This is a genomic window from Kitasatospora sp. NPDC049285 (assembly GCF_040678815.1).
GTDB lineage: Bacteria > Actinomycetota > Actinomycetes > Streptomycetales > Streptomycetaceae > Kitasatospora.
In genome coordinates this window covers 1-24,023 of record NZ_JBFAQR010000074.1, presented here as the reverse complement: position 1 = coordinate 24,023, position 24,023 = coordinate 1, and the positions used below count along the sequence as shown (strand labels likewise).

Below are 24,023 nucleotides of genomic sequence, written 5' to 3'. Positions count from 1 at the left end.
GCGGGCCGCGAACGCGCAGGCCGTGGGGCCGGTGCGAGCCGCCCGCCGCGGAGCCCCGGCGGGTCGTTGACGGCGGCGGCGGGAGCGCCCGAGCATCGGGGGTGTCTTCCGCGGCGGCGCCGGAACTCCCTCGACATCCACGGCGATTCCTACGGAGAGGTCCCATGTTCCGAATCCGCTCGCTCGCGTCCCGGCTGCTCGGCACCGCCGCCGCGCTCGGCCTCGCGCTGGGCCTGAGCCTGCAGGCCGTCCCCCCGGCCGCGGCCGCCTCGCTGACCCAGATCACGAACTTCGGCACCAACCCGACCGGCCTGCAGATGAACCTGTACGTGCCGGCCGGCGTCAAGGCCAACCCGCCGATCCTGCTGGCCCTGCACGGGTGTCAGGGGTCGGGCCCCTACCTGTACTCGAGCACCGACTTCGGGTCGCTGGCCGACCAGTACGGGTTCCTCGTCATCTACCCCTCGACCAACCCCGGCGGAAGCTGCTGGGACGTCTCCTCCGACCAGGCGCTGACCCGGGGCGGCGGCAGTGACCCGGTCGGGCTGATGTCGATGATCACCTACACCGAGCAGCACTACGGCGGCAACCCCAACGCCGTGTACGTGACCGGGGAGTCGTCCGGCGGGATGATGACCAACGTGATGCTCGCCGACTACCCCGACGTGTTCAAGGCGGGCGCGGCGTTCATGGGAGTGCCCTACCACTGCTTCGCCACCGGCACGGTGCGCGGCTGGAACGGGCCCTGCGCCCAGGGCCAGGTGTCGATGTCCCCGCAGCAGTGGGGCGGCCTGGTGCGGGCGGCGGACCCGGGCTACACCGGTCCGCGGCCGCGCGTGCAGCTCTGGCACGGCACCGCCGACACCATCCTGAACTACAACAACCTCGGTGAAGAGATCAAGCAGTGGACCGACGTCCTCGGGGTGGGCCAGACCCCGTCGGCCACGGACAGCCCGGCGGCGAACTGGACCCGCACGCGGTACGCCAACAGCGCCGGCACCACCCAGGTCGAGGCGTACGCCATCTCCGGCGCCGGGCACCAACTGCCGGTCCAGGGAACCGCGATGGCCGCCAACGCGATCCACTTCATGGGTCTGGACGCGAGCTCCTCCGGCGGCGGCACGACCGGCGCGCTGCGCGCGGTGGGCGCGGGCAAGTGCCTGACCGACCCGAACACCGCGCTGGGCACCCAGCAGCTGATCAACGGCTGCAACGGCGCCGCCAACCAGACCTGGACCCGGACCGCGTCGAACCAGCTGACGGTGACCGTGGGCGGCACCACCCTGTGCCTGGACGCCAACGCCAAGGGCACCACCAACGGCACCAAGGTGATCGTCTGGTCCTGCAACGGCCAGCCCAACCAGCAGTGGCAGGTGAACGCGAACGGCACCGTCACCGGCGTGCAGTCGGGCCTCTGTCTGGATGTCGCCGGCCTGGCCACCGCCGACGGCTCGCCCGTCCAGCTGTGGGGCTGCAGCGGCGGCAGCAACCAGCAGTGGAAGCTGGGCTGACAACCGCTCCGTACACGAGTGCCGGCCCGCAGCGGCGCCCCGTGGGGGTGAGCGCTGCCGCGGGCCGGCCGCCTCGGGGGGACGTCAGTGGTCCGAGGCGTCCCGGCCGCGGCGGTGTGCGGCGTCCGCGCCCAGGGCCAGGTCCTGCTGGAGGGCGACGTAGGCGGGCTTCGGCTTCATGGCGACGTCGTAGAGCAGGCCGTAGCCCGTCCCGCTGAAGGTGCCCGGAATCCAGGAGTCGCCGTCGTACACGCCCCAGGCGGTGAACGACACGCACTGCCGGACGAGCTGGCAGGCCTTCAGCATCTCGGAGAACTCGTACGGCTGGGCGAACGCGGCCAGCTGGCTGGTGGGGACCTGCTCCGTCGCGTTGTTGACGAAGGTGCGCACGTCCGCCTCGGTGACCGCGACCTTCAGCCCGAGGTCGGCGTAGGACTGCAGGTCGGCCTGGAAGCGCTGGGCGTCGAAGCCGTACTGGGTGTCCAGGTGCCCCTGCTCGCCGATCCCGTCGACCGGGACGCCCTGGGCCCGCAGCTTCGCGAAGTAGTCGTGGACGGCCGTGAACTTGGCGTTGGTGCCGTCCTGCCCGGCGATGTTGTAGTCGTTGTAGAACAGCAGGGCCTTCGGGTCGGCCTGGTGCGCCCAGCGGAAGGCGTCGGCGATGATGCCCTCGCCCAGGCGCTTGATCCAGAAGTCGTCGCCGTTGAGGCCGTTGGGCAGGGCGTTGGCGTCCCAGGAGTTGGCGAAGACCTCGTTGGCCACGTCCCACTGCCAGACCTTGCCGCGGAAGTGGCCGACCTCGTCCGTGATGTGCCGGTGGAGGATCTCGCGCAGCTGCGCGTTGCTGATGGTCCCGTCGTCGACGCCCGTGGTGAGCCAGGCCGGCAGCTGGTTGTGCCACAGCAGGGTGTGGCCGCGGACCGCCTGTCCGTGCTGCTGGGCGAACTGCACCAGCTGGTCGGCCGGGCCCCAGTCGTAGCTGCCCCGGCCCGGCTCCACCGCCTCCCACTTCATGGCGTTCTCCGGCGTGACGACGGAGAACTGGTCGGCGACGATGCCGGTGTACGCCTGGTCGGTCCCCAGGTGGGCCATGTCGACGGCGGTTCCGATCCGCAGGTTCTGCTGCGAACCCAGGGCGCGCAGCGAGTCGCCCGGTACCGACGGCGCCTTGTCCCCGGCGGCGGCCGCGATCGCGGACGGAACGAGCAGGAGGACGGCGGCCATACCGGCGGCGGCCGCGAGTGGGCGGCGTAGCTTCACGGTGAACTCCTCGAAAGTTTCGAAATCTGTATCGAACTTCCATGAAGCTAGTGCCGAAAATCCGCCGGAGTCAATCATCGTGCAAGCATCATGAGTTGCAGCTGGGCAGGCCGAACGTGCCGCAGGCGGCTGACGGTGCGCCGGTTTCCCGTGGTCAACGCCGTCCAGATGGCGGCGGATGCGGGCCAGGCGGGTACGTGGAAAGTTTGAGCTGGTGATTCGGTAGTTACCGATCTGCCCGCCGCACCGTGACGGTGCGGCGGGCAGGAGTGGGTCCGTGTGCAGGTGTCAGCCGGCGGTGAACCCGCCCCACACCGCCGCGGCGCCGCCCGCGCTTCGGGCGTCCACGCGGTAGGTGTCGCCCGCGGCGCTGCGCGTGCCGGCGGCGTGGTTGAACTGCGCGGCGAACTCATGCTGACCTGCGGGCACCGTCCGGCCCGCCTTCAGCACCCAGCGGTAGACCAGCACGCCGCCGCTCTCCTGCACGGTGACGGTGAAGTCGTCGTTCGGCAGGGTCCGCCAGTTGCCGGTGTCCCGGACGCTGCCGGTCTGCACGATGCGCACCTCCACCGTGAGTGCGCTGAGCGGCTGACCGGTCTTCAGCGTCAGGTTGTTCTGCTCCCAGTACACGGTGCTGTGCGGGTCCACCGCGCCGACCGACACCAGCGGCCCGTTCTGCGTCCGGGCCGTCGCGGACGGCGTCGGACGGGCGCTGCTCGGACCGGGGTTCGGCGCGGGGTTCGCGCCGCCGCCGGCCGAGGGCGTCGGGTCGGGGGTGGCCGTCTCGCTCGGCACCGCGGGGGCGGTGCTGGGCGCGGGCGGCGGGGTTCCGACGATGCCGGCGACGGCGAAGCCGCCGGTGGCCAGCAGGCCGGCCGCGGCGAGCACGGCGAGCGCCGCCTTCGGCCCGGACAACCCGAGGCGGCGAGGTCGGCGGCGGCTGACGGCGGGGGCGGCCGCGCCGCGCTCCATCCGGGCCAGGATGCGGGCCCGGTCGGGCTGATGGGCGTCGGCGGCCTCACGCAGCCGACGGGCGATCTCCTCGTTCACCGGGTCCTCCTTCCTGCCACCAGTTCGTCGGCCATCCGTGCGCCGAGCATCTTCTCCAGTTCGGACATCGCCTTCGAGGTCTGGCTCTTGACCGTACCGACCGATATGCCCAGCGCGGCCGCGGTCTCCTTCTCCGACAGGTCGAAGGCGTGCCGCAGCACCACGCACGCCCGCTTGCGGAACGGCAGCCGGGCGAGCGCCGCACGGACGTCCAGCACGGCCGCCACGTTCGGCCCCTCCACCTTCTCCGGGCCGCGCGACCAGAACAGGGCGATCCGCCGCCGCTCGCGGACCGCGCTGCGGATCCGCTCCCGCGCCATGTTGGCCACCACACCCCGAGCGTAGGCCAGTGGGTGGGCGGCTCCGCGCGCGCGGCCCCAGCTCTGCCACAGCGCCGTCAGCGCGTCCGCGGCGAGGTCGTCGGCGGCGTCCCGCTCACCGGTCAACATGTGGGCGAGACGGGCCAGTTCGGCGTAGTGGCGTTCGAAGAAGTCGTGGAACTCCGCGGACGCGTCATCGAGGACCATGTTCCCCGGTCGCCCCCTCCGTGCGATGTGCGCGTTAACAAGCGGCATGAGCGTAACAGTGCCCGGCCCCGCGCCGGTACGGACGTCGAGGGTCAATGCCGGGCGAACTGGACACGGGTCGGCTGCGCGACGTCCGGTTGCACGGTGAGCCCGTCGACGGTCAGGCGTTCCCCGTAGATGTCGGTGACCCGGATCGAGCCGCCGCACCCGGTGCCGTCGGCGGACAGGAAGTAGTTGTAGTCGGTGCGCGGCAACGGCCGCCAGCCGTCGCCCGCGCGGACCTCCAGCGTTGCCACGGGGTTGCGGTGGCCGATCACCTGGAGGCCGCACCAGTAGCGGCTGGAACCCGTCTTGTACCGGATGGCCAGCGGATCGACGGAGGCCGGGCTCAGCAGCGTCCAGGTGATCGAGAGCCGGCCGACGGACAGGTCGGCGAGGCGCGCGAACGCCTGCTGGCTGAGGTCGATCTGGCCGGGGGCGCAGGGCAGCGGGCACTCGTTGACGATCCGGACCGTCAGGGACTTCCCGTTGGCGGTGTTGATCTGCACGTACGCGCCGCACGCCCGGGACGTCTCGTAGTCCGTGTGGTTCATCGCCGCGACCATCATGTCGCCGCCGGAGGGCCGAACAGGCACGCGCCGTTCCCGTCGGCGGCCTCGTAGGCGGTGGCGACGCCCGGGTAGGAGACGCCCGGCTTGATCCGACCGGCCAGCGACGCCTGCGCGGGCGCGCGGTCACCGCCGCCGGGCGAGGCGGACGGCGCCGCCGAGCGGGACGGCGACGCGGAGGGGGCGGGGGACGAGGGCGGGGCGGACGCGGAAGCGCTCGTCGGGGGAGGGCTCGGGCTCTCGGCGGCCGTCGGGGTGTCGGCGGGGGAGGGAGCGCCGACGGAGGTCGTGGTGAGCGCGACCGGCACGGGACGCCCGGCCGCGGCGCCGCCTCCGGGCAGCAGGGTGACGGCCAGCCAGATGACGGCGCCGACGGCGATCAGGGCCGCGGGGACGCCCACGGTCAGCCGGCGGCGGCCGCGCAGGGGCGCGGCGGCGCCGTGCTTCGGGAAGCTCATGCGAATCCGTTCGGAGGGTTCGGGGTCGGTCGTGCGGTGCTGGGTTGCCGCCGCGGGCGGAAAGGTTGCCGCGACATCAGCCCGTAGTTGCCGCCGGCGCGGGAAAGGTTGCCGCGCGGCACGGAACCCGGAAATGGAGGCGGAGAGCACGCTGCCCGTCGCACCCCGAGGGGTACGACGGGCAGCGTGCTCTCCGGCGGAGAAGGTCAGTCGCAGACCGAGCCGTTCAGGGTGAACCGGGTCGGCGCCGCGTTCGTGCCCGAGTAGGTCGCCTGGAAGCCGAAGCTCGCGCTCGCACCGGGCGTCACGGTGCCGTTCCACCCGGCGTCGCGGGCCGTGACCGCGTTGCCCGACTGGCCCACCGTCGCGTTCCACGCGTTCGAGACCCGCTGGTCACCGGCGAAGGCCCAGCCCAGCGTCCAGCCCGAAACCGCCGAGGTGCCGGTGTTCTTGACGGTCACCGTCGCGGTGAAGCCGCTGCCCCAGGAGTTGTCCACCCGGTACGCCACGGCGCAGGACGCCGCCGGGGGCACGGGGTCGTCGTCCACCTCGGTCGCGGTGAACGACGCGCCCTGCACGCCCGGCCCGCCGACCGAGAACGCGGCGGAGCCGTTGGCCGAGTCCGCGTCCTGCGCGGCGGACACCGCGACCTGACGCACCGTCGACCAGTCGGCCGGCGTGAAGACCAGCGTCGAGGAGCCCGCCACGGAGAGGTCCGGGTCACCGGAGGCCCTGGCCACCGTCACCGTGACGCTCTGCGCGGGCGCCGAGGACAGCCGCACCCCCACCGCCGCCGAACCGCCCTCGGGCACCGACACCGCCGCGGGCACCACCTGCACGGCGGGCGTCGTCGGCGCGCTCCCGCGCTCCGCGGCGAACGCCGACAGCCAGGCCAGCGAGGCGTTCCAGTTGATCGCGACCTCGTTGGTGGAGTACGAGCCGATGTCGTCCACGTAGCACGCCGCCGGCGCGCAGCCGGTCAACTGCGCCTTGGCGACCGGGTCCTCCAGCGCCGCGTCCGGCCCGCCCGCGAAGGAGCCGGCCGGGGGGTGCGGGAGCGACGGGTCGTTCTGGTGCGCCCAGAACCGGTGGTGCTGGTTCTCGGAGGCCCGCGCGCCGTACCCGGTCACGTAGGAGCGGTCCAGGGCGTTGCGGCCCAGCAGGTAGTCCAGCGACTCCAGCGCGCCCGAGCGGTAGCGCTGCGCGCCGGTCAGCTCGTAGGCGACGGCCATCGTCATCGCGTTGTTGGCGACCTGACTGTTGGAGCCCCACACGTAGCCGTCGGCGGGGATCGGCACGGCGTAGCCCTGGCCCGCCATGGTCGTCAGGTAGCCGTCGGCGGCGGAGACCAGCAGGCCGCGCAGCCGGGTGACGTCGTCGGCGGGCAGGGCGACCCCGGGGACGGTGGCGAGGGTGATCCGGCCGAGCGTCGCGGTGCCGCCCCACCAGAAGCCGTCGACGGGCTTGGCGTGCCACGGGGAGGAGGTCACGGCGTCCCGGTACTGCGATTCGCCGGTGGTGGCCAGGAGTTCGGCGGCCGCCCAGTAGAACTCGTCCGACACGTCGGAGTCCTCGTAGGCACCGCCGCCGGTGTTGTCGGTCGCCGGGGCGAGCACGTTCGGGTTGGCCACGGCGGCCGCCCAGGCCCGGCGGGCCGCGGCCAGGCAGCGGCCGGCGAAGGCCGCGTCGTACGGCGCGTACACCCGGGCGCACTGCGCCGCGGTGGCCGCCAGGTTCAGCGTGGCCGCGGTCGAAGGGCGGTGCAACTCCCGCTTCTGGTCGTCGAGTTCAGGCCTGGTCGGAAGACCGGTCCACTGCGCGTCGTGCACCTTGTGGAAGGCCATGCCGGCCATCGGCCTGCCGTCCGGGACCTGCATCCGCAGCAGGAAGTCCAGCTCCCAGCGGGCCTCGTCCAGCACGTCCGGGACGCCGTTGCCGCGTTCCGGGACCCGCAGCGTCGAGTCGCCGACCGCCGACTCGTGGCCCGAACGGCGCGCCCGCTCGAAGGAGTTGACCAGTTCCCAGGTCGCGATGCCGCCGTTGACCACGTACTTGCCCTGGTCGCCGGCGTCGTACCAGCCGCCGCGGACGTCCTGCTGGTAGTCGCAGACCCCGGACTGGCACGGCACGCCGGTGTCGCCCTGGTTCGGAGCCACCCCCAGGTGCCCGGCCGGGCGGGCGTAGGCGCTGCCGGCCAGGGCCGCGTCGATCGCGATGCCGCTGCGCTGCTGGTAGAAGAACGACATGCTGTCGGCGCGCAGGCCGTCGTACAGCCCGGCCGAGAGGGCGAAGGGGTGACTGGCCTGGCCGCCGACGACCAGCGTGTAGCCGCTGCCGGAGCCGGTGTAGGCGCCGAAGTCCACCAGGTGCGTGGACTGGCCTGACGCCGCGTCGGCTCCGTGCACCGCGGTGGTACCCGAGGCGACCACGGTGCCGGCGGCGTCCCGCAGTTGCCAGGCGAGCGGGGCGGTGGCGGAGCTGACCACGGTGGCGCGCTTGGGACCGTCGGGCAGGTACCCGAGCTGGTTGACCCGGACCGGGACGTCGGAGGCCGCCGCGAGGGCGGGCGAGGCGGCCGCGCGCGCGGCCGGGGCCGTGAAGGCGGCCGTGGTGAGGCCGCCGAGCACCAGGGCGAGGCCGGTGAGTGCGGCGGCGGCGCGGCGGGGCACGCCGCGGACGGAGAGGGCGGGAGGCACGGGTGGGAGCCTTTCCTCGGTGGGGCAACAGCCGGGCGTCGGCCGGACCGAGCGGGAGGCCGGGCGACCTGACGGGGAGTGTGGGAGCGCTCCCAACCGCCATGAAGCCATCCCGGTCAGGGACAGGTCAAGACCCGCGGCGAAGACCCGCGGCCAGGACCGCGGTCGAGCGCCCACGTCGCCGACCGGGACGAGCTGCCACTGCTGGTTGGCGCCGTCCCGGTCGGCGTACTGGACGGCCTTGCCGCCGTCGGTGGTGGACGCTCCCTGGACCTCCATCGGCCTTGCCGCTGTACCGGTTCAGCAGGCGGGGAGGTAGCCGCCGGTCGAGTCGGCGAGGCGGAGGTGCTGGTTGGCGGCGTCGCGGTCGGTCCACTGGACGATGTCGGTACCGTCGGCGGTGGACCAGTTGTAGTCGTCCAGCACCCTGCCGGAGGTGCGGTTCTGCAGGCGGTGGTAGCCGTTGCCGGAGTCGAGGAACCGCCACTGGTGGTTCGCGGCGTCGGTGCGCGTCCACTGCGCCAGCGAAGAGCCGTCGGCGGTACCGAAGTTGTAGTCGTCGAGGGCCTTGCCACTGTTGTGGTTGACCGGCACGTACCACTTGGCCGGGTCGACCGTGGCGGCCGAGGCGCCGGTGGTGTCGACGGCGACCAGGAAGCCGGCCGGGAAGACCACCGAGAGCACCGCGGACAGCCGTGACCGTCAGCCGTGCCGCCGCGGGGCTGGTCCGGCCTTTCCGCGAGCGTTCATTGTCACCCTCCTGCGGGCGTGTTCGGGGCAGGACCGATCGGCCCTCGGCGCGAGGGCAGTGTGGGAGGTCCTGGGGCGGGGTAACCGGAGCTGATCGAGTGTTAGCGATAACAATCCGACGGGGCGTCCGGCCTGCGGCACGGAGAAAAGCATGGGGATGAAGGGGTGTCAAGGAGGTCCGCAGAGATCCGATCGGGCGACTGTGAGCAACCGTTCGCGCATGGCCCGCGGCGCGCGCCGGGCCGGATCGGGCGCGTCGGTCGACTCCGCTCCAGGTGGAGACCCCGGGTCGGCCGGGCGGGTCGCGATCGCCGCCGGCCGGCCGCGGTCCGAGCGGTGACGGTCAGTGAAGTCCGTTCGTCCTCATGGGAGTTTGCGGCTCCCCCGGGCGGGCGGCTGTCGCGCTCCCCCGGGTGGTCAAGATTGGGTAACGGGGTGTTAGAGGGCTTGTGGGGTCAAATGTGAGCGCTAACAATCACCACGAGCGAAACGGCGACGCCACATCGCGTTCACATGACCGATCCTCCGAGAGGAAGTCCGACATGTCCAAGAGAGCTGCGGCGGCCCTGGTCGCCGGTGCGATGGTCACCGTCCTCACCGCGTGCGGGTCCGGCGGCGGCGCGTCCGCAGACAAGGGCTCGCACAAGCTCGTCATGGGCTTCGCCCAGGTCGGCGCGGAGAGCGGATGGCGTACCGCGAACACCAAGTCCGTCCAGGACGCCGCGAAGAAGGCCGGCATCGAGCTGAAGTTCTCCGACGCGCAGCAGAAGCAGGAGAACCAGATCAAGGCGATCCGGTCCTTCATCCAGCAGAAGGTGGACGTCATCGCCTTCTCGCCGGTGGTGGAGTCCGGTTGGGACACCGTGCTGAAGGAGGCCAAGGACGCGCACATCCCGGTGATCCTCACCGACCGCGCGGTGGACTCCAAGGACGACTCGCTCTACGTCTCCTTCCTCGGCTCGGACTTCACCGAGGAGGGCAAGCGGGCCGGCGACTGGCTGGTGAAGGAGTACCAGGGCAAGTCCGGCGACGTGAACATCGTCGAGCTGCAGGGCACCACCGGCTCCGCGCCGGCCAACGACCGCCGGGCCGGCTTCGGCGACGTGATCAAGGCGGACCCGAAGTTCAAGGTGGTGGCCTCGCAGACCGGTGACTTCACCCGGGCCAAGGGCAAGGAGGTCATGCAGGCCTTCCTGAAGTCCCAGCCGAAGATCGACGTGCTGTACGCGCACAACGACGACATGGCGCTCGGCGCGATCCAGGCGATCGAGGAGGCGGGCAAGAAGCCCGGCACCGACATCAAGATCGTCTCGGTGGACGGCGTCAAGGACGCCTTCACCGCGATGAGCCAGGGCAAGATCAACGTCGACGTCGAGTGCAACCCGCTGCTCGGCGACCAGCTGATGGACCTGGCGAAGAAGGTCAAGGCGGGTGAGCAGGTGCCCAAGCGGATCAAGACCGAGGAGGGCGTCTTCACCCAGGACCAGGCCGCCGCCGCGCTGCCGAACCGCCAGTACTGACCGCCCCGGCCGTACGGGGAGCGCTCGGCGGAGCGCTCCCCGTACGGCGGAGCGCCCGTCGAGCGGCCCGCCGACCCGTGGCCGGACCGCGTTCGGGAGAAACGAGAGGAGAACCGGGGTGCCTGAGCAACCGGTCCTGGAAGTCCGGGGGATCCGCAAGGAGTTCCCCGGGGTGGTGGCGCTGGACGGAGTCGACTTCCGGCTCTTCCCCGGCGAGGTGCACGCGCTGATGGGCGAGAACGGCGCCGGCAAGTCCACCCTCATCAAGGTGCTGACCGGTGTCTACCAGTCGGACGGCGGTGACGTGGTGCTGGCCGGGGAGACGGTGCGGATCGCCGGGCCGCTGCAGGCCCAACAGGCCGGCATCAGCACCGTGTACCAGGAGGTGAACCTCTGCCCGAACCTGTCGGTGGCGGAGAACATCTTCATCGGCCGGGAACCGCGCCGCTTCGGCCTGATCGACTGGGCCGCGATCCGCCGCCGCTCGGCCGAACTGGTCCGCGCGCTGGACCTGGACATCGACGTCAGCGCCCCGCTGAACAGCTACTCCATCGCCGTCCAGCAGCTGGTGGCCATCGTCCGGGCGGTCGACGTCTCCGCCAAGGTGCTCATCCTGGACGAGCCGACCTCCAGCCTGGACCGCGACGAGGTGCGCCAACTCTTCGCCGTGATGCGCCGGTTGCGCGACCAGGGAGTGGCGATCCTGTTCGTCTCGCACTTCCTCGACCAGATCTACGAGATCTGCGACCGGATGACCGTGCTGCGCAACGGCCGGCTGGAGGGCGAGTACCTGACCAGCGAGCTGGACCAGGTCGAGCTGGTCTCCCGGATGATCGGCGCCGAACTCGCCGGACTCGACCAACTCGCGGGCGGCAAGCGGCACGAGCGCACCGCCGCCGCCGGCCGGACCTTCCTGCAGGCCGAGGGGCTGGCCCGGCGGGGCGCCGTCGAACCCTACGACCTGGACATCCGGCGCGGCGAAGTGATCGGCCTGGCAGGGCTGTTGGGCTCCGGCCGGACCGAGGCGGCCCGACTGCTGTTCGGCGCCGACCAGAGCGACCGCGGAACCCTGCGGATCGACGGAGCGGCGACGGCGCTGCGCAGCCCGCGCGACGCCATCGCCCACGGCATCGCGTTCTGCTCGGAGAACCGCAAGACCGAGGGCCTGGTCGGCGAGTTGACGGTCCGGGAGAACATCGTGCTGGCCATGCAGGCGGCCCGCGGCTGGGCCCGCCCGCTGTCGCGCACCCTGCAGGACGAACTGACGCTGCGGTGGATCCGCGCCCTGGACATCCGCCCGGGCAACCCCGAGGCGCTGGTGCGCAACCTCAGCGGCGGCAACCAGCAGAAGGTCCTGCTGGCCCGCTGGCTGATCACCGACCCGAAGCTGCTGATCCTCGACGAGCCCACCCGCGGCATCGACATCGGCGCCAAGGCCGAGATCCAGAAGCTGGTGGCCAAGCTGGCCGAGGACGGCATGGCCGTCCTGTTCATCTCCGCCGAACTGGAGGAGGTGCTGCGGCTCAGCCACCGGATCGGCGTGCTGCGCGACCACCGGATGGTCGCCCAGCTGGACAACGACGGCGAGCTCACCCCCGAGCGCGTCCTGGCGACCATCGCGAGCGGAGCGGACCAATGAGCACGGCAACGGCGGGTGGAGCGGCGAAGGCGGTGACCCGGCACCGGCTGTTCTGGCCGGCCGCGGTCCTGGCCGCGCTGCTGGTCGCCAACCTCGCCTTCACCCCGGACTTCTTCGCCGTCCACCTCAAGGACGGCCACCTCTACGGCTCGCTGATCGACATCCTGCACTTCGGCGCCCCGCTGATCCTGGTGTCGCTCGGCATGACCCTGGTCATCGCGACCGGCGGCATCGACCTGTCGGTCGGCTCCACCGTGGCGATCGCCGGAGCACTGGCCTGCCTGCACATCAGCGAGTCGAGCGACCCGGCCGCCGCGGGCACCGTGCTCGGCGCCGTCGGCATCGCACTCGGCACCGCGCTGGTGCTCGGCCTGGCCAACGGGCTGCTGGTGGCCAAGGTCGGCGTCCAGCCGATCATCGCCACGCTGATCCTGATGGTGGCCGGCCGCGGCGTCGCCCAGCTGATCACCGACGGCCAGATCATCACCATCGACAGCGCGCCGTACAAGCTGATCGGCGGCGGCTACTGGCTGTCCATGCCGTTCGCGATCCTGCTCAGCGGACTGGTGGCGCTGGCCACCGCGCTGCTCACCCGGATGACCGCGCTCGGCCTGCTGGTGGAGTCGGTCGGCGGCAACCCGGTGGCCAGCCGGCTGGTCGGCATCCGGGCGATGCGCCTGGTGGCGCTGGTGTACGTGTTCTGCGCGCTGTGCGCGGCCGTGGCCGGCCTGATGGTGTCCTCCAACGTCTCGGCCGCCGACGGAAACAACGCCGGCCTGTGGATCGAACTCGACGCCATCCTCGCCGTGGTGATCGGCGGAACGTCCCTGGTCGGCGGCCGGTTCTCGATCGGCGGCACGGTGCTCGGCGCACTGATCATCCAGACGCTCTCCACCACCGTGTACACCATCGGCATCCCGCCCGAGACCACCCTGGTGTTCAAGGCGTTCGTGGTGATCGCGGTCTGCCTGATCCAGTCGCCCAACTTCCGCGCCAAGCTCGCCCGTCGCGGCGGCGGGGCCCGGCACTCCGCCCGCCCGCGCCCCGCCGCCCCCACCAACCGGGAGGTCGGCGCATGAACGCCAACGCCCAACTGGCCCGTCTGCGCGGGCAGATCCCGCTGCTGGTCACCTCCGTGCTGCTGGTGACGATGTTCAGCGTCGGCTCGGTCCAGTACGACGGCTTCTTCTCCGGGCAGGTGCTGCTCAACCTGCTGATCGACAACGCCTTCCTGCTGGTGGTCGCGGTCGGCATGACCTTCGTCGTGCTCACCGGCGGCATCGACCTGTCGGTCGGCGCGGTGGTGGCGCTGTCCACGATGGTCTCCGCCTGGCTGGTGGAACGGCACGGCTGGCCGCCGCTGCTGGTCATCCCGCTGGTCCTGCTGATGGGCACGGCCGGCGGCTGGGTGATGGGCTGGGTGATCCACGTCTTCGAGATCCAGCCGTTCATCGTCACCCTGGCCGGCATGTTCCTCGCCCGCGGCCTCTGCTACACCATCAGCATCGACTCGATCTCCATCACCGACCCCCAGTACACCGCCATGGCCCAGACCCGGATCCCGCTCGGCGACCTGTTCATCTCCCCGAGCGTGGTCATCGCCCTGCTGGTGGTCGCGGTCGGATTCGTGGTGCTGCACCACACCCGGCTCGGCCGCAACGTGTACGCGCTCGGCGGCAGCGAGCAGTCCGCCCTGCTGATGGGCCTCCCGGTGGCCCGCACCAAGACCACCGTGTACGCGATCAGCGGCTTCTGCTCGGCCCTCGGCGGCGTGCTGCTCACCTTCTACATGCTCTCCGGCTACGGCCTGCACGCCGTCGGCCTCGAACTCGACGCGATCGCCGCCGTGGTGATCGGCGGCACCCTGCTCACCGGCGGCTCCGGCTACCTGCTGGGCACCGTCCTCGGCGTCCTGGTGCTGGGCCTGATCCAGACGATCATCAGCTTCCAGGGCACCCTGAGCTCCTGGTGGACCAGGATCGTGATCGGCGGACTGCTGTTCGTCTTCATCGTCCTGCAGCGGGTGATCACCGCTCGCCGCGACTGACCACGAAGCGCCGGCCGCCCCCCACCGCGACCGTCCCGCTCGACCACAAAGGCCGCAGGGCCGCCGCCGCGAACCGCCCTTCGCGCTGGCGGCCCTGCGCTGCTTCGCCGAGGTGACGCACGCTCAGCTCGTGCTTCATCCTGCTTCGCCGTCATGCGGAGGCAGGGGGATGCGGCAGGCGGCGTCGAGTCTGTCGATGATCTTCCGGAGTTCACGGGCGCCCCGGGAGGACATCGCGTTCATCACCCTGTCGAGGAGGGCGCGAGCCTCCAAGGGGTTGCCACAGCAGTACCAGTGCAGGTCGCCCCACTCGTAGTCGTGCCATTGCTCCCGCTCGGAGCGGCGAACGTACTTCCGCCACAGGCGCACAGCGGTGGTGACATCCCCTGGTCGTAGGTATTTCCGAGTATGCTCGAGGTGGGTGACCTCGGAGAGTGCCCGCGAGGAGACACCGTCGATCGCGGGCCTCGAAGCCTGTGTCCGGTGCGCGGGGAGGCCGGTCCGGACCTCCGCCGGCCGTCTACGCGGCATGGACCTTTCGGTTCGTCATCACGCGGCCCATGGTGCCACGCTGACGCTCGCCTCTCGAACGACTTCACTCATCCGGGAGTTCGCCGGACGTGGCCTGACCGCGCGGCGTGACGAACTGTTCGAGCCCACGGACACGTTGCCCTGTGCGGCCGGGCCGGTGGCCGCGCTGCCTCAGTCGAAGGCCGCAGACGACCGGCACGTCTTCGCTGTGGACGTCAGCAACTGGCTGCGGCCGGACGCCGACGAGCGGCCGAGCATGGCAGCGGGGTCAGGACAGACCAAGTTCCTCGCTGCTCGCTAGGATCGAGATCTCGAAGTACGCGTGGGGGTGAAGCACATGGGGACGTTGAGATTGGTATGCCGCCGTAGGTGGATCTTGCTCGGTGGGCTCGTCGTCCTGGGTGGCGGTGCCGGCGTGTACGCAGCTACAGCTGACGGTGCCGTCCCTGAACGCAAGAGAGTGCGCACGGACATTGAGCCACTCCAGCGCCGGTTCCTTGAGATCGGCCGGTTGTCCGACCCTCACTGGCTGGGTTACAACCCGAACGACTCGGGTCGCGAGTTGATCCCGGACCAGGATCCACAGATCCGCGTGGTCGGCATCGCCCGCCTACCCGCAGGTACGGTCAAGTCGATCGTCAGCGTGCCGGGCTACGCCTTCGAGCATTCCGCTCCAGCCCAACCGCCGGAGGAACTGGCAGAGTTCTTGCCCAAGAATGCCGAGTGGCTGAGTAGCGCCGGCTACGACAACCACATCACAAACTTCCACTATCCGGGCAAGTTCCATCTGGCTCCTGCGACGGACTGGGTGTATTTCGACACGATCAATCCCGAGATCGTGGATGGCTCGCACCCACAGCAGTGAGAGTAGGCGCCTGCGCCTGATTTGCCGACAAGAGCGGGCGGTCCAGCTCACAGAAGCCGCCGCTATCCGTCTCAAGATCGTCAACCAGCATCATCCGCGGGACCGGGGTGACCCCGTCAGCAACCAGCAGCATGCCGAGATCGCCCCACATCCGGTTGATCGACGGCGTTCGATTTCCGGCGGCCGAGAGGTTAAACGGCAAGCTCAGCAGCACCGGGGTGCATGGCGGACCCCGGCTGGAGCTGATGCCCGACCAGCGGTCCGCGCTGATCGTCGTGCTGAACCGGACCTCCGCGTGTTCACCTACCGCCGACCAGGCCCGCCGATCCGCAACCGGCGAGTGACGTGGTCAGTGGTCCCAGCTTTCGAAGAAGTGTCCGTTCAGGAGGTAGCTCGGCGGGAAGCCGAGACCGACATCGGTGAGCAGTCGGGCGAGGAACTCGGCTACGCCGCAGTCGAACTGCCGCCACTCGCCGGTGACGTCCGGTCGGACGAGAACGGGCCAGGCGGACGGGTCGGCTGCGCCGGTCTGCCAGGCGAGTTCGAGCTCCTGCTCGGAGCTGGCCCATTGGAGCAGTCCGTCCGGGGCCGGGAACGTCGGCAGTGGGGCGAACCGGTCAGCGGGGGCCGTCTTGGACCAGTTGATGAGGTCCAGGCCCTTGCCGTTCGGGGTGAGAAGGTCGACGTATCCGTCGAAGCTGCCGGGGCCGAACGCGTCGACGACCTCCTTGTACTCCTGCGGTAGGGCGGTTCCCAGCGCGGCCTCTGCTGCCTGCCAGTCGACGGAGGGACGTTCCGTCGGCTTCCAGCCGGTGATCGCGCACAGCCTCTCGACCCGGGTGCTCGTTCCGGAGAGTCCGGCCCAGGCGGGGTCCGGGCGGTCCGCGACGACCACGACCGGCCGGCTGCCGGTGCCGTCGCCGAGGGCGATCCGGCCCAGGCCGATCCAGTGGGCTCGATATCCCCAGCCGGCCAGCTCAACCAGCTCGTCGCCGAACGGCTCCAGCAGTGCAAGACCCAGCTCTTCGGTCACGGTCGGGTCCACGGATCGGTCCATGGCCAGGCTCCGAGGCCGGCCCGACCACTGCCCCAGCGCGGTTCTCAGCCCGGTCAACTCGTCCGTACCCGTGTCTTCGGGAAGCCGAAGGACCGTTGGTCGCACCCGGGGTTCCTGGCGGTGACGGTCCAACAGGTCCCTGACGATTTCGACGAGGTTCGCGGGTGACTGCTGCGGAGTCGGCGGCATCGGACAAGTCAACCCGATCGTGTCCCGGTCCGACCAGCCACCTTTGGACACCGGTACTGACGCACGCTCAGCGACGCGCCGACGCAGCGACGCGCCGACGACCGGGGTACGGGCTCGTCGAAGACGCGTCAGGTCAGAGCGTGGAGCCAGGCGCTGACCTGCCCGGCCGATCGCAGCCGCACCGAGCGGACCCGGGAGTGCGCGGGTCGGCTCAGCAGCTCCGGCACCGCGGTCCGGAACCGCGCGGGGTCACGCCACGCCGAACCCAGCAACCACCCAGTGCTCGCCGGCGGCCAGGCGGCGGACTTCGGCCCGGAACCGCTCCGCCGGGCGGCGGCTCCATGCGGGCCCCCAGAACAGCAGGTCGAGGTCGGTCAGCGGCGCGCCGGTACGTTCGGCCAACTCCCGTGCCAGGGTGGTGTTCTCCGCGCCGGCGGCGCCCACGACCACGATTCGCCCCATCGTCGGATCCGCCTCATCGTCAGGGGCCCGACGTGCCGAGCCGGGCCCGGGTGGGCGACCGCATGTCGTCGCACCCGTGCAGGGACCCGCGCCCGGAGGGCGGGTCAGCGGCGGGCGGCCGGGCCGACGCTGCGGCGGAGCACCATCTCGGGGGGGATCTGCACGTGGGTGCGCGGGTGGGTGGCGCCGGCGAGTTCGGCGACGAGGAGTTCGAGGGCGCGACGGCCGAGCTCGCTGAAGTCCTGGCGGACGGTGGTGAGCGGCGGGGTGAAGTAGCCGGCCTCGGGGATGTCGTCGAAGCCGACCACGCTGATGTCACCGGGGACGGACCGGCCGGCCTCGTGCAGGGCGCGCAGCAGGCCGAGGGCCATGTGGTCGTTGGCGCAGAACACCGCGGTGACCTCGGCCTGTTCGGCGAGCCGCAGCCCCGCCTCGTAGCCGGAGCGGGCGCTCCAGTCGCCGCTCTCGACGGGCGGGACCGGCGCGCCGGCGGCTTCCAGCACCCGGCGCCAGCCGTCCCGGCGGTCCTGGCTCTCCTGCCAGCCGGGCGGGCCGGCCAGGTGGTGGACGGTGCGGTGGCCGAGGTCCAGGAGGTGCCGGGTGGCGGCCTGGGCGCCGGAGGAGTTGTCCACCGACACCATCGGAACCCGCGGCTGGGTGCCGGAGCCGACCGCGACGATCGGGATGGCGCTGGAGAGCCGGGCGACCGCGCTGACGGCGGAGGTCTGCGGGGCGATCACCACCACGCCCTCGATGCCCTGGTCGCGCAGGCGGTCCACGGCCTCCTGGACGGAGCGGCTGTCGAGGGAGCGCAGATTGGCCACGCTGACGAAGTACCCGGCGCTGCGGGCGGCCCGCTCGATGCCGTCCAGCATGGAGGCCGGCCCGTAGAGGGTGCTGTCGAAGCTGACCACACCGAGGGTCTGCGAGCGGCGGGTGACGAGGGCGCGGGCGGCGGAGTTGGGCCGGTAGTCGAGCTCGCGGATGGCGGCGAGCACCCGCTCCCGGGTGTCGGGGCGGACGTGCGGCGCACCGTTGAGGACCCGCGACACCGTCTGGTGGGAGACACCGGCCAGTTTGGCCACGTCCGCCATCACCGGTTGGCGCTGCTCCGTCCCGACGGCCTCTGATCCCACGCGGAGCTCCCTCGTCGACTGGTGAACCCTCATCCTAGCGGTCCGGGCCATTTGTTCACGCTCACATTACGCATCTGCGCCGGTCGATGGGTGGTCAGGGGGCGCGCGGTCGTCGAAGCCGCGTCGAAGCGGTCGAACGGGGGAGAGGCGGGGATCGGCGGCCGAGGGACTGCCTGTGGTTGGCAAGTCCGGCGAGTTGGGGATGGTGAGGAACCTTGACAGGCATCTTGTGAGCGCTAACAATTACGTGAGCGTTAACAGGCACAAGGCCAGACACAAGGCCATCACCAACTCCGCCGACCAGGCAGCGATTCATCCCCGCTTCGCACTGCCCTGGACCGGCGGTGCCGCTCCGCGCTCTGAGGGTGAGCTACGGGGCGGCAGCCCGCCGCCGGCGCCGCCCGGGCATGGGTTCCGGGTCGGCGGCGGGCGCCAACAACGTCGGCCTCCCGTACGAAGGATGAGAGAGTGACCGTGATCCAGGCCGTCCGGGACGAGGAGAGCTACGTCGTCGGCGTCGACTTCGGCACGCTGTCGGGACGCGCCGTGGTGGTGCGGGTGCGCGACGGCGAGGAGCTCGGCACCGCGGTGCACGCCTACCCGCACGCCGTGCTCGAACGCGAACTGCCCGGCACCGGTCGGGCGCTGCCGCCGGACTGGGCGCTGCAGCACCCGGAGGACTGGCGCGAGGTGCTGCGCACCGCCGTCCCCGCCGCGCTCGCCGCCTCCGGCGTCGACCCCGCCCGGGTCATCGGCGTCGCCACCGACTTCACCGCCTGCACCGTGCTGCCCACCCTGGCCGACGGGACTCCGCTGGCCGAGACCGCCGAGTGGGCGCAGCGCCCGCACGCCTGGCCCAAGTTGTGGAAGCACCACGCCGCGCAGGACCAGGCCGACCGGATCAACGCGCTGGCGCACGCCCGCGGCGAGAAGTGGATCCACCGCTACGGCGGGAAGATCTCCGCGGAGTGGCAGTACGCCAAGGCGCTGCAGGTGCTGGAGGAGGACCCGCAGGTCTACGCCGCCTGCGAGCGCTGGATCGAGGCCGCCGACTGGATCGTCTGGCAGCTCACCGGCGTGGAGAGCCGCAACGCCTGCACCGCCGGCTACAAGGGCATCCACCAGGACGGCGGCTACCCGAGCGAGGACTACCTCGCCGCGCTGCACCCGGACTTCGCGGACTTCGCCCGCACCCGTCTGGAGCACCCGCTCGCCGCGCTCGGCTCCCGGGTCGGCTCGCTCACCGCCGAGGCCGCCGCCTGGACCGGCCTGCCCGAGGGCATCGCGGTCGCCGCGGGCAACGTCGACGCGCACGTGGCCGCACCGGCCGCCGGCGCCGTCGAGAACGGCCGGCTGCTCGCCATCATGGGCACCTCGACCTGCCACGTCGTCAACGGCGCCGTCCTCGCGGACGTCCCGGGCATCTGCGGGGTGGTCGAGGGCGGCATCGTCGAGGGCGCGTACGGCTACGAGGCCGGGCAGAGCGCGGTCGGCGACATCTTCGCCTGGTGGCTGCGCCAGGGCCTGCCGGCCGACTACCTGGCCGAGGCCGCGGCCACCGGCGAGGACGCGCACCAGCTGCTCACCCGCAAGGCCGCCGGGCAGCCGGTCGGCGGGCACGGGCTGGTGGCGCTGGACTGGATGAACGGCAACCGCTCCACCCTGGTCGACCACCACCTGTCCGGGGTGATCGCCGGGCTCACCCTGGCCACCCGCCCCGAGGACGTGTACCGCGCCCTGCTGGAGGCCACCGCGTTCGGCACCCGCGTCATCGTCGAGGCCCTGGACCAGGGCGGCGTCCCGGTCGAGGAGTTCATCGTCACCGGCGGGCTCAAGAAGAACGCCCTGCTGATGCAGATCTACGCGGACGTGCTGCGCCGGCCCGTGTCGCTGGCCGAGTCCGAGCAGGGCCCGGCGCTCGGCTCGGCGATCCACGCCGCCGTCGCCGCCGGCGCCCACCCCGACGTACGGGCCGCGGCCGCCGCGATGGGCCGCGTCCAGCGCCACGCCTACCTGCCCGACCCGGACCGCGCCGACGCCTACGACCTGCTGTTCGCCGAGTACCGGGCCCTGCACGAGCACTTCGGCACCGGCCCGGACCTGCTGCTGCACCGCCTGCGCCGCCTGCGCAACACCGCTCTCACCCACGACAGCGAGGACTGAGCATGACCTCCCCGATCGACCTGGTCCGCCGTCAGGTCAGCGACTTGCACCAGGAGCTGGTCCGTTACCAGCTGGTGGTCTGGACGGCGGGCAACGTCTCCGCCCGGGTCCCCGGCGAGGACCTGCTGGTGATCAAGCCGAGCGGCGTCTCCTACGACGCGCTGACGCCCGAGAACATGATCGTCTGCGACCTGGACGGCAACGTCGTCGAGGGCGACCACGCGCCGTCCTCCGACACCGCCGCCCACGCCTACGTCTACCGGCACCTGCCCGAGGTCGGCGGGGTGGTGCACACCCACTCCACCTACGCCAGCGCCTGGGCCGCCCGCGGCGAGCCGGTGCCGTGCGTGCTGACCGCGATGGCCGACGAGTTCGGCGCCGAGATCCCGGTCGGACCGTTCGCGCTGATCGGCGACGACTCGATCGGCCGGGGCATCGTGGACACCCTGCAGGGCCACCGCTCGCCGGCGGTCCTGATGAAGAGCCACGGCGTGTTCACCATCGGCAAGGACGCGAAAGCCGCCGTCAAGGCCGCGGTGATGTGCGAGGACGTGGCCCGCACCGTGCACATCTCCCGTCAGCTCGGCGAACCACTGCCGATCGCCCAGGCGGACATCGACCGCCTCAACTTCCGCTACCAGAACGTGTACGGCCAGCAGCCCGCTGCCCGGTGAGGAGCCACCCCATGAGCAAGCCGCTGCAGCCCCGCCAGGTCTGGTTCCTGACGGGCAGTCAGGGACTCTACGGCGAGGAGACGCTGCGTCAGGTCGCCGAGCAGTCGCAGCGGATCGCCGCCGCCCTGGACGGTGATCCCGCCGTCCCCGTCGAGGTGGTGTGGAAGCCCGTCCTCACCGACGCGAGCGCGATCCGCCGCCTGTGCCTGGAAGCCAACGCCGAGGACGACTGCATCGGGCTGATCGCCTGGATGCACACCTTCTCCCCGGCCAAGATGTGGATCGCCGGCCTCGACGCCCTGCGCAAGCCGCTGCTGCACCTGCACACCCAGGCCGACGTCGACCTGCCCTGGCACAGCATCGACATGGACTTCATGAACCTGAACCAGGCCGCCCACGGCGACCGCGAGTTCGGGTACATCCAGACCAGGCTCGGCGTCGCCCGCAAGACCGTCGCCGGTCACGTCAGCGACCCGACCGTGGCCCGCCGGATCGGCTCCTGGGTACGCGCCGCCGCCGGCCGCGCCGAACTGCGCACCCTGAAGCTCGCCCGGTTCGGCGACAACATGCGCGACGTGGCCGTCACCGAGGGCGACAAGGTCGAGGCCCAGCTCCGCTTCGGCGTCTCGGTCAACACCTACGGCGTGAACGACCTCGTCGAGGCCGTGGACTCGGCCACCGACACCGAGGTCACCGCGCTGGTCAAGGAGTACGAGGACACCTACCGCCTCGCTCACGAGCTGTGGGCCGGCGCCGAGCAGCACGACTCGCTGCGCTACGCCGCCCGGATCGAACTCGGACTGCGCGCCTTCCTCGAGGACGGCGGCTTCAAGGCGTTCACCACCAACTTCGAGGACCTCGGCGGGCTGCGCCAGCTCCCGGGCCTCGCCGTACAGCGGCTGATGGCCGACGGCTACGGCTTCGGCGGCGAGGGCGACTGGAAGACGTCCGTCCTGCTGCGCACCCTCAAGGTCGCGGCCACCGGGCTGCCCGGGGGCACCTCCTTCATGGAGGACTACACCTACCACCTCCAGCCCGGCAACGAGTTGATCCTCGGCGCGCACATGCTGGAGGTCTGCCCGTCGATCGCCGCCGCCACGCCGAGCTGCGAGATCCACCCGCTGTCCATCGGCGGCCGCGAGGACCCGGTGCGCCTGGTCTTCGACGCCGAGCCCGGCCCGGCCGTGGTCATCGGCCTCGCCGACCTGGGCGACCGGTTCCGCCTGGTCGCCAACGAGGTCGACCTGGTCGAGCCGCCGGCGCCGCTGCCCCACCTGCCCGTCGCCCGCGCCGTCTGGCGCCCCCGCCCCGACCTGCGCACCTCCACCGAGGCGTGGCTGACCGCCGGCGGCCCCCACCACACCGTGCTCTCCCGCGCGCTCGGCGCCGAGGAACTGGACGACCTCGCCGAGATGCTCGGCGTGGAACTCGCGATCATCGACGCCGACACCCGGATCCGTCAGTTCACCCGCGAACTGCGCTGGAACCAGGCCTACCACCGCCTGGCCCAGGGCCTCTGACACACCATCACCGCCCCCCCGGACGACGCCCGCCCCTGTGCGGGCGTCGTCCCGTTTCACGGCAAGCCGTACGGTCAGGGATGCCAGAATGTCGCCGAGCTTCCTCGCCGGGTCGCCGGCACGATCCAGCCGTGCCAAGTGACTCGACCACGTGCCATCAGCTGCCCGGAGTGTGATCCGCATGGGCTCTCGTGTCGTCCCGGTGGCGCCAGGCATCCTCATCCGCAGCGGCGAGATGCACCTGGGTGACCATCCTTGGCAACCCGAGTACGCCGCGTACTTCCTCACCGGCCAATGCGACGGAATCGTCATCGGGGACGGCGACCTCTCGTGGCTGCCCACGGTGCCCGGACTCAAGCGGCTGCGGCTGATGAACGGGACCGGTGCGCTCGCACCGATCGCCGACTGCACCTCACTCACACTCCTGCGGCTTCCCCTGCAGGGGCGACGGGGCGGCTTCGACTTCTCCCGCCTGGCAGCCCTGGAGGAGCTCGAAACTCCGGTCCTGCCCGGATTCGAGACGCTCCGCCCCCTGACCTCGCTGCGCGAGCTGACGGTCGTTCACTGGCGGGATCTGGCGCTGGCCGAGATCGGCCCGAAGCCGAACCTGACGTTCCTCCGGATCGCCTGTGTCAGAGGCCGCGGACTCTCCCTGGCGGGTGCCGGCCACGTACCTGACCTCGATCTGCTGTGGATCGAGGACGGTGTCCTCACCGACACCGACCGTCTGTGTGAAGCCGACCAGCTCACCGAGGTGCGCTTGGTGGGTGCGAAGACCTCCACCGTGGACTTCGCCTCTGGCCTGCCCAGGTTGCGGAGCCTGCTCCTGGAGAACTGCGGCCCGATCGACTCCCTGGCCCCGCTGGCCGGTCATCCCACTCTGCGTCAGGTCACCATCTGCGGGAGCACGGTCGTCGCGGACGGTGACCTATCTCCGTTGCTCGACCCTCACCTGACGCATGTCACGCTCGAACGCAGGGCCCCGCACTACAGCCATCGCCCGGCCGAGGTGAGAAGGGGCTGACGCCGGTCGGCTGAGAGGGCGTTTACGTCACTTCTGGCGCCATTCTTGGCGATATGCACTCCTGGTGCGGTGTGGCTGGTGGTGCACAGGGGGCTGGCGATTCTGGGGGTGCGGCGAGCCCATTGTCTTGTCCACGCTCCTCCCGTTTCATCCCGGGATGCGGATTGTGCGCCGTGTGCTTCGAGCGCTGGCACGCGCGCCCGGAGTCGGCGGGTAGATCAGCATCATGCCTGAACGTCGTCGCTACCCGAGCGATCTGTCCGATGCCCGGTGGGAGCTGGTCGAGCCGGTCCTGACGGCGTGGCGGGCCGAGCGACGCGGCCGCGGCCTGGACAT

General features: G+C 71.4%; 20 protein-coding genes and 2 pseudogenes. 12 read left to right on the top strand and 10 right to left on the bottom strand.

Going from position 1 to position 24,023, the window contains the following annotated elements; genetic code table 11:
* The first annotated feature begins 164 nt into the window (after window positions 1–164).
* Window positions 165–1,511, top strand: coding sequence for a PHB depolymerase family esterase (locus AB0K51_RS30845; RefSeq protein ID WP_363460863.1), 1,347 nt, complete (start codon window positions 165–167; stop codon window positions 1,509–1,511).
* Window positions 1,512–1,595: 84 nt separating this feature from the next.
* Here AB0K51_RS30845 and AB0K51_RS30840 read toward each other — a convergent pair whose 3' ends face one another.
* The 7 genes from AB0K51_RS30840 to AB0K51_RS30810 form a co-directional block, all read right to left on the bottom strand.
* A complete protein-coding gene (locus tag AB0K51_RS30840; protein ID WP_363460861.1) occupies window positions 1,596–2,771 on the bottom strand; it encodes an endo-1,4-beta-xylanase in 1,176 nt (391 codons plus the stop codon).
* A 288-nt stretch (window positions 2,772–3,059) separates the two neighbouring features.
* A complete protein-coding gene (locus AB0K51_RS30835) occupies window positions 3,060–3,821 on the bottom strand; it encodes a hypothetical protein (protein ID WP_363460859.1) in 762 nt (253 codons plus the stop codon).
* A complete protein-coding gene (locus AB0K51_RS30830) occupies window positions 3,818–4,348 on the bottom strand; it encodes a SigE family RNA polymerase sigma factor (protein WP_363460857.1) in 531 nt (176 codons plus the stop codon). The genes AB0K51_RS30835 and AB0K51_RS30830 overlap by 4 nt, the downstream gene beginning before the upstream one ends.
* A gap of 92 nt (window positions 4,349–4,440) precedes the next feature.
* Window positions 4,441–4,983 carry an expansin EXLX1 family cellulose-binding protein gene (locus AB0K51_RS30825; protein ID WP_363460855.1) on the bottom strand — a complete coding sequence of 181 codons (543 nt, stop codon included), beginning with the start codon at window positions 4,981–4,983 and terminating at the stop codon, window positions 4,441–4,443.
* Window positions 4,953–5,414, bottom strand: coding sequence for a hypothetical protein (locus AB0K51_RS30820; RefSeq protein ID WP_363460853.1), 462 nt, complete (start codon window positions 5,412–5,414; stop codon window positions 4,953–4,955). The genes AB0K51_RS30825 and AB0K51_RS30820 overlap by 31 nt, the downstream gene beginning before the upstream one ends.
* A 206-nt stretch (window positions 5,415–5,620) precedes the next feature.
* Window positions 5,621–8,389, bottom strand: a complete 2,769-nt coding sequence (locus tag AB0K51_RS30815; RefSeq protein ID WP_363460851.1) for a glycoside hydrolase family 9 protein — start codon at window positions 8,387–8,389, stop codon at window positions 5,621–5,623.
* A 21-nt stretch (window positions 8,390–8,410) separates the two neighbouring features.
* A complete protein-coding gene (locus AB0K51_RS30810) occupies window positions 8,411–8,785 on the bottom strand; it encodes an RICIN domain-containing protein (RefSeq protein WP_363460849.1) in 375 nt (124 codons plus the stop codon).
* Window positions 8,786–9,402: 617 nt separating this feature from the next.
* Here AB0K51_RS30810 and AB0K51_RS30805 point away from each other — a divergent pair.
* From AB0K51_RS30805 to AB0K51_RS30780, 6 genes and pseudogenes are all read left to right on the top strand, one after another.
* A complete protein-coding gene (locus AB0K51_RS30805; protein WP_363460847.1) occupies window positions 9,403–10,380 on the top strand; it encodes an ABC transporter substrate-binding protein in 978 nt (325 codons plus the stop codon).
* Between the two features lie 118 nt (window positions 10,381–10,498).
* Window positions 10,499–12,019, top strand: coding sequence for a sugar ABC transporter ATP-binding protein (locus tag AB0K51_RS30800; protein WP_363460845.1), 1,521 nt, complete (start codon window positions 10,499–10,501; stop codon window positions 12,017–12,019).
* Entirely contained in the window at window positions 12,016–13,098 is a 1,083-nt protein-coding gene (locus tag AB0K51_RS30795; RefSeq protein WP_363460843.1) for an ABC transporter permease, read from the top strand. Before AB0K51_RS30800 ends, AB0K51_RS30795 begins: the two co-directional genes overlap by 4 nt.
* Window positions 13,095–14,066 (top strand): galactofuranose ABC transporter, permease protein YjfF, encoded by a 972-nt coding sequence (yjfF, locus tag AB0K51_RS30790; protein ID WP_363460841.1) that lies wholly within the window; start codon window positions 13,095–13,097, stop codon window positions 14,064–14,066. The genes AB0K51_RS30795 and yjfF overlap by 4 nt, the downstream gene beginning before the upstream one ends.
* 571 nt (window positions 14,067–14,637) lie before the next feature.
* A pseudogene (locus AB0K51_RS30785) lies at window positions 14,638–14,838 on the top strand (hypothetical protein); the annotation flags it as partial.
* A gap of 219 nt (window positions 14,839–15,057) precedes the next feature.
* Window positions 15,058–15,462, top strand: coding sequence for a hypothetical protein (locus tag AB0K51_RS30780; protein ID WP_363460840.1), 405 nt, complete (start codon window positions 15,058–15,060; stop codon window positions 15,460–15,462).
* 349 nt (window positions 15,463–15,811) lie between these two features.
* On the opposite strand, the gene AB0K51_RS30775 is transcribed toward AB0K51_RS30780, so the two are convergent.
* The 3 genes from AB0K51_RS30775 to AB0K51_RS30765 all read right to left on the bottom strand — a co-directional run bounded on the left by AB0K51_RS30775 (window position 15,812) and on the right by AB0K51_RS30765 (window position 18,306).
* On the bottom strand, window positions 15,812–16,519 hold the full coding sequence (locus AB0K51_RS30775; RefSeq protein WP_363460838.1) for a hypothetical protein: 708 nt from the start codon (window positions 16,517–16,519) through the stop codon (window positions 15,812–15,814).
* 438 nt (window positions 16,520–16,957) lie between these two features.
* Complete coding sequence (locus AB0K51_RS30770) at window positions 16,958–17,170, bottom strand: hypothetical protein (protein WP_363460836.1); 213 nt, start codon at window positions 17,168–17,170, stop codon at window positions 16,958–16,960.
* 104 nt (window positions 17,171–17,274) lie between these two features.
* Entirely contained in the window at window positions 17,275–18,306 is a 1,032-nt protein-coding gene (locus AB0K51_RS30765) for a LacI family DNA-binding transcriptional regulator (protein WP_363460834.1), read from the bottom strand.
* Window positions 18,307–18,774: 468 nt separating this feature from the next.
* Here AB0K51_RS30765 and AB0K51_RS30760 point away from each other — a divergent pair, with 468 nt between their 5' ends.
* The 5 genes and pseudogenes from AB0K51_RS30760 to AB0K51_RS30740 all read left to right on the top strand — a co-directional run.
* Window positions 18,775–20,469, top strand: a complete 1,695-nt coding sequence (locus AB0K51_RS30760) for a ribulokinase (protein ID WP_363460832.1) — start codon at window positions 18,775–18,777, stop codon at window positions 20,467–20,469.
* Window positions 20,470–20,471: 2 nt separating this feature from the next.
* Window positions 20,472–21,143, top strand: a complete 672-nt coding sequence (locus AB0K51_RS30755) for an L-ribulose-5-phosphate 4-epimerase (protein WP_363460830.1) — start codon at window positions 20,472–20,474, stop codon at window positions 21,141–21,143.
* An 11-nt stretch (window positions 21,144–21,154) separates the two neighbouring features.
* Complete coding sequence (gene araA / locus AB0K51_RS30750) at window positions 21,155–22,663, top strand: L-arabinose isomerase (RefSeq protein WP_363460828.1); 1,509 nt, start codon at window positions 21,155–21,157, stop codon at window positions 22,661–22,663.
* Between the two features lie 181 nt (window positions 22,664–22,844).
* Window positions 22,845–23,687, top strand: a complete 843-nt coding sequence (locus AB0K51_RS30745) for a hypothetical protein (protein WP_363460826.1) — start codon at window positions 22,845–22,847, stop codon at window positions 23,685–23,687.
* Between the two features lie 226 nt (window positions 23,688–23,913).
* A pseudogene (locus tag AB0K51_RS30740) lies at window positions 23,914–24,023 on the top strand (IS5/IS1182 family transposase); the annotation flags it as partial.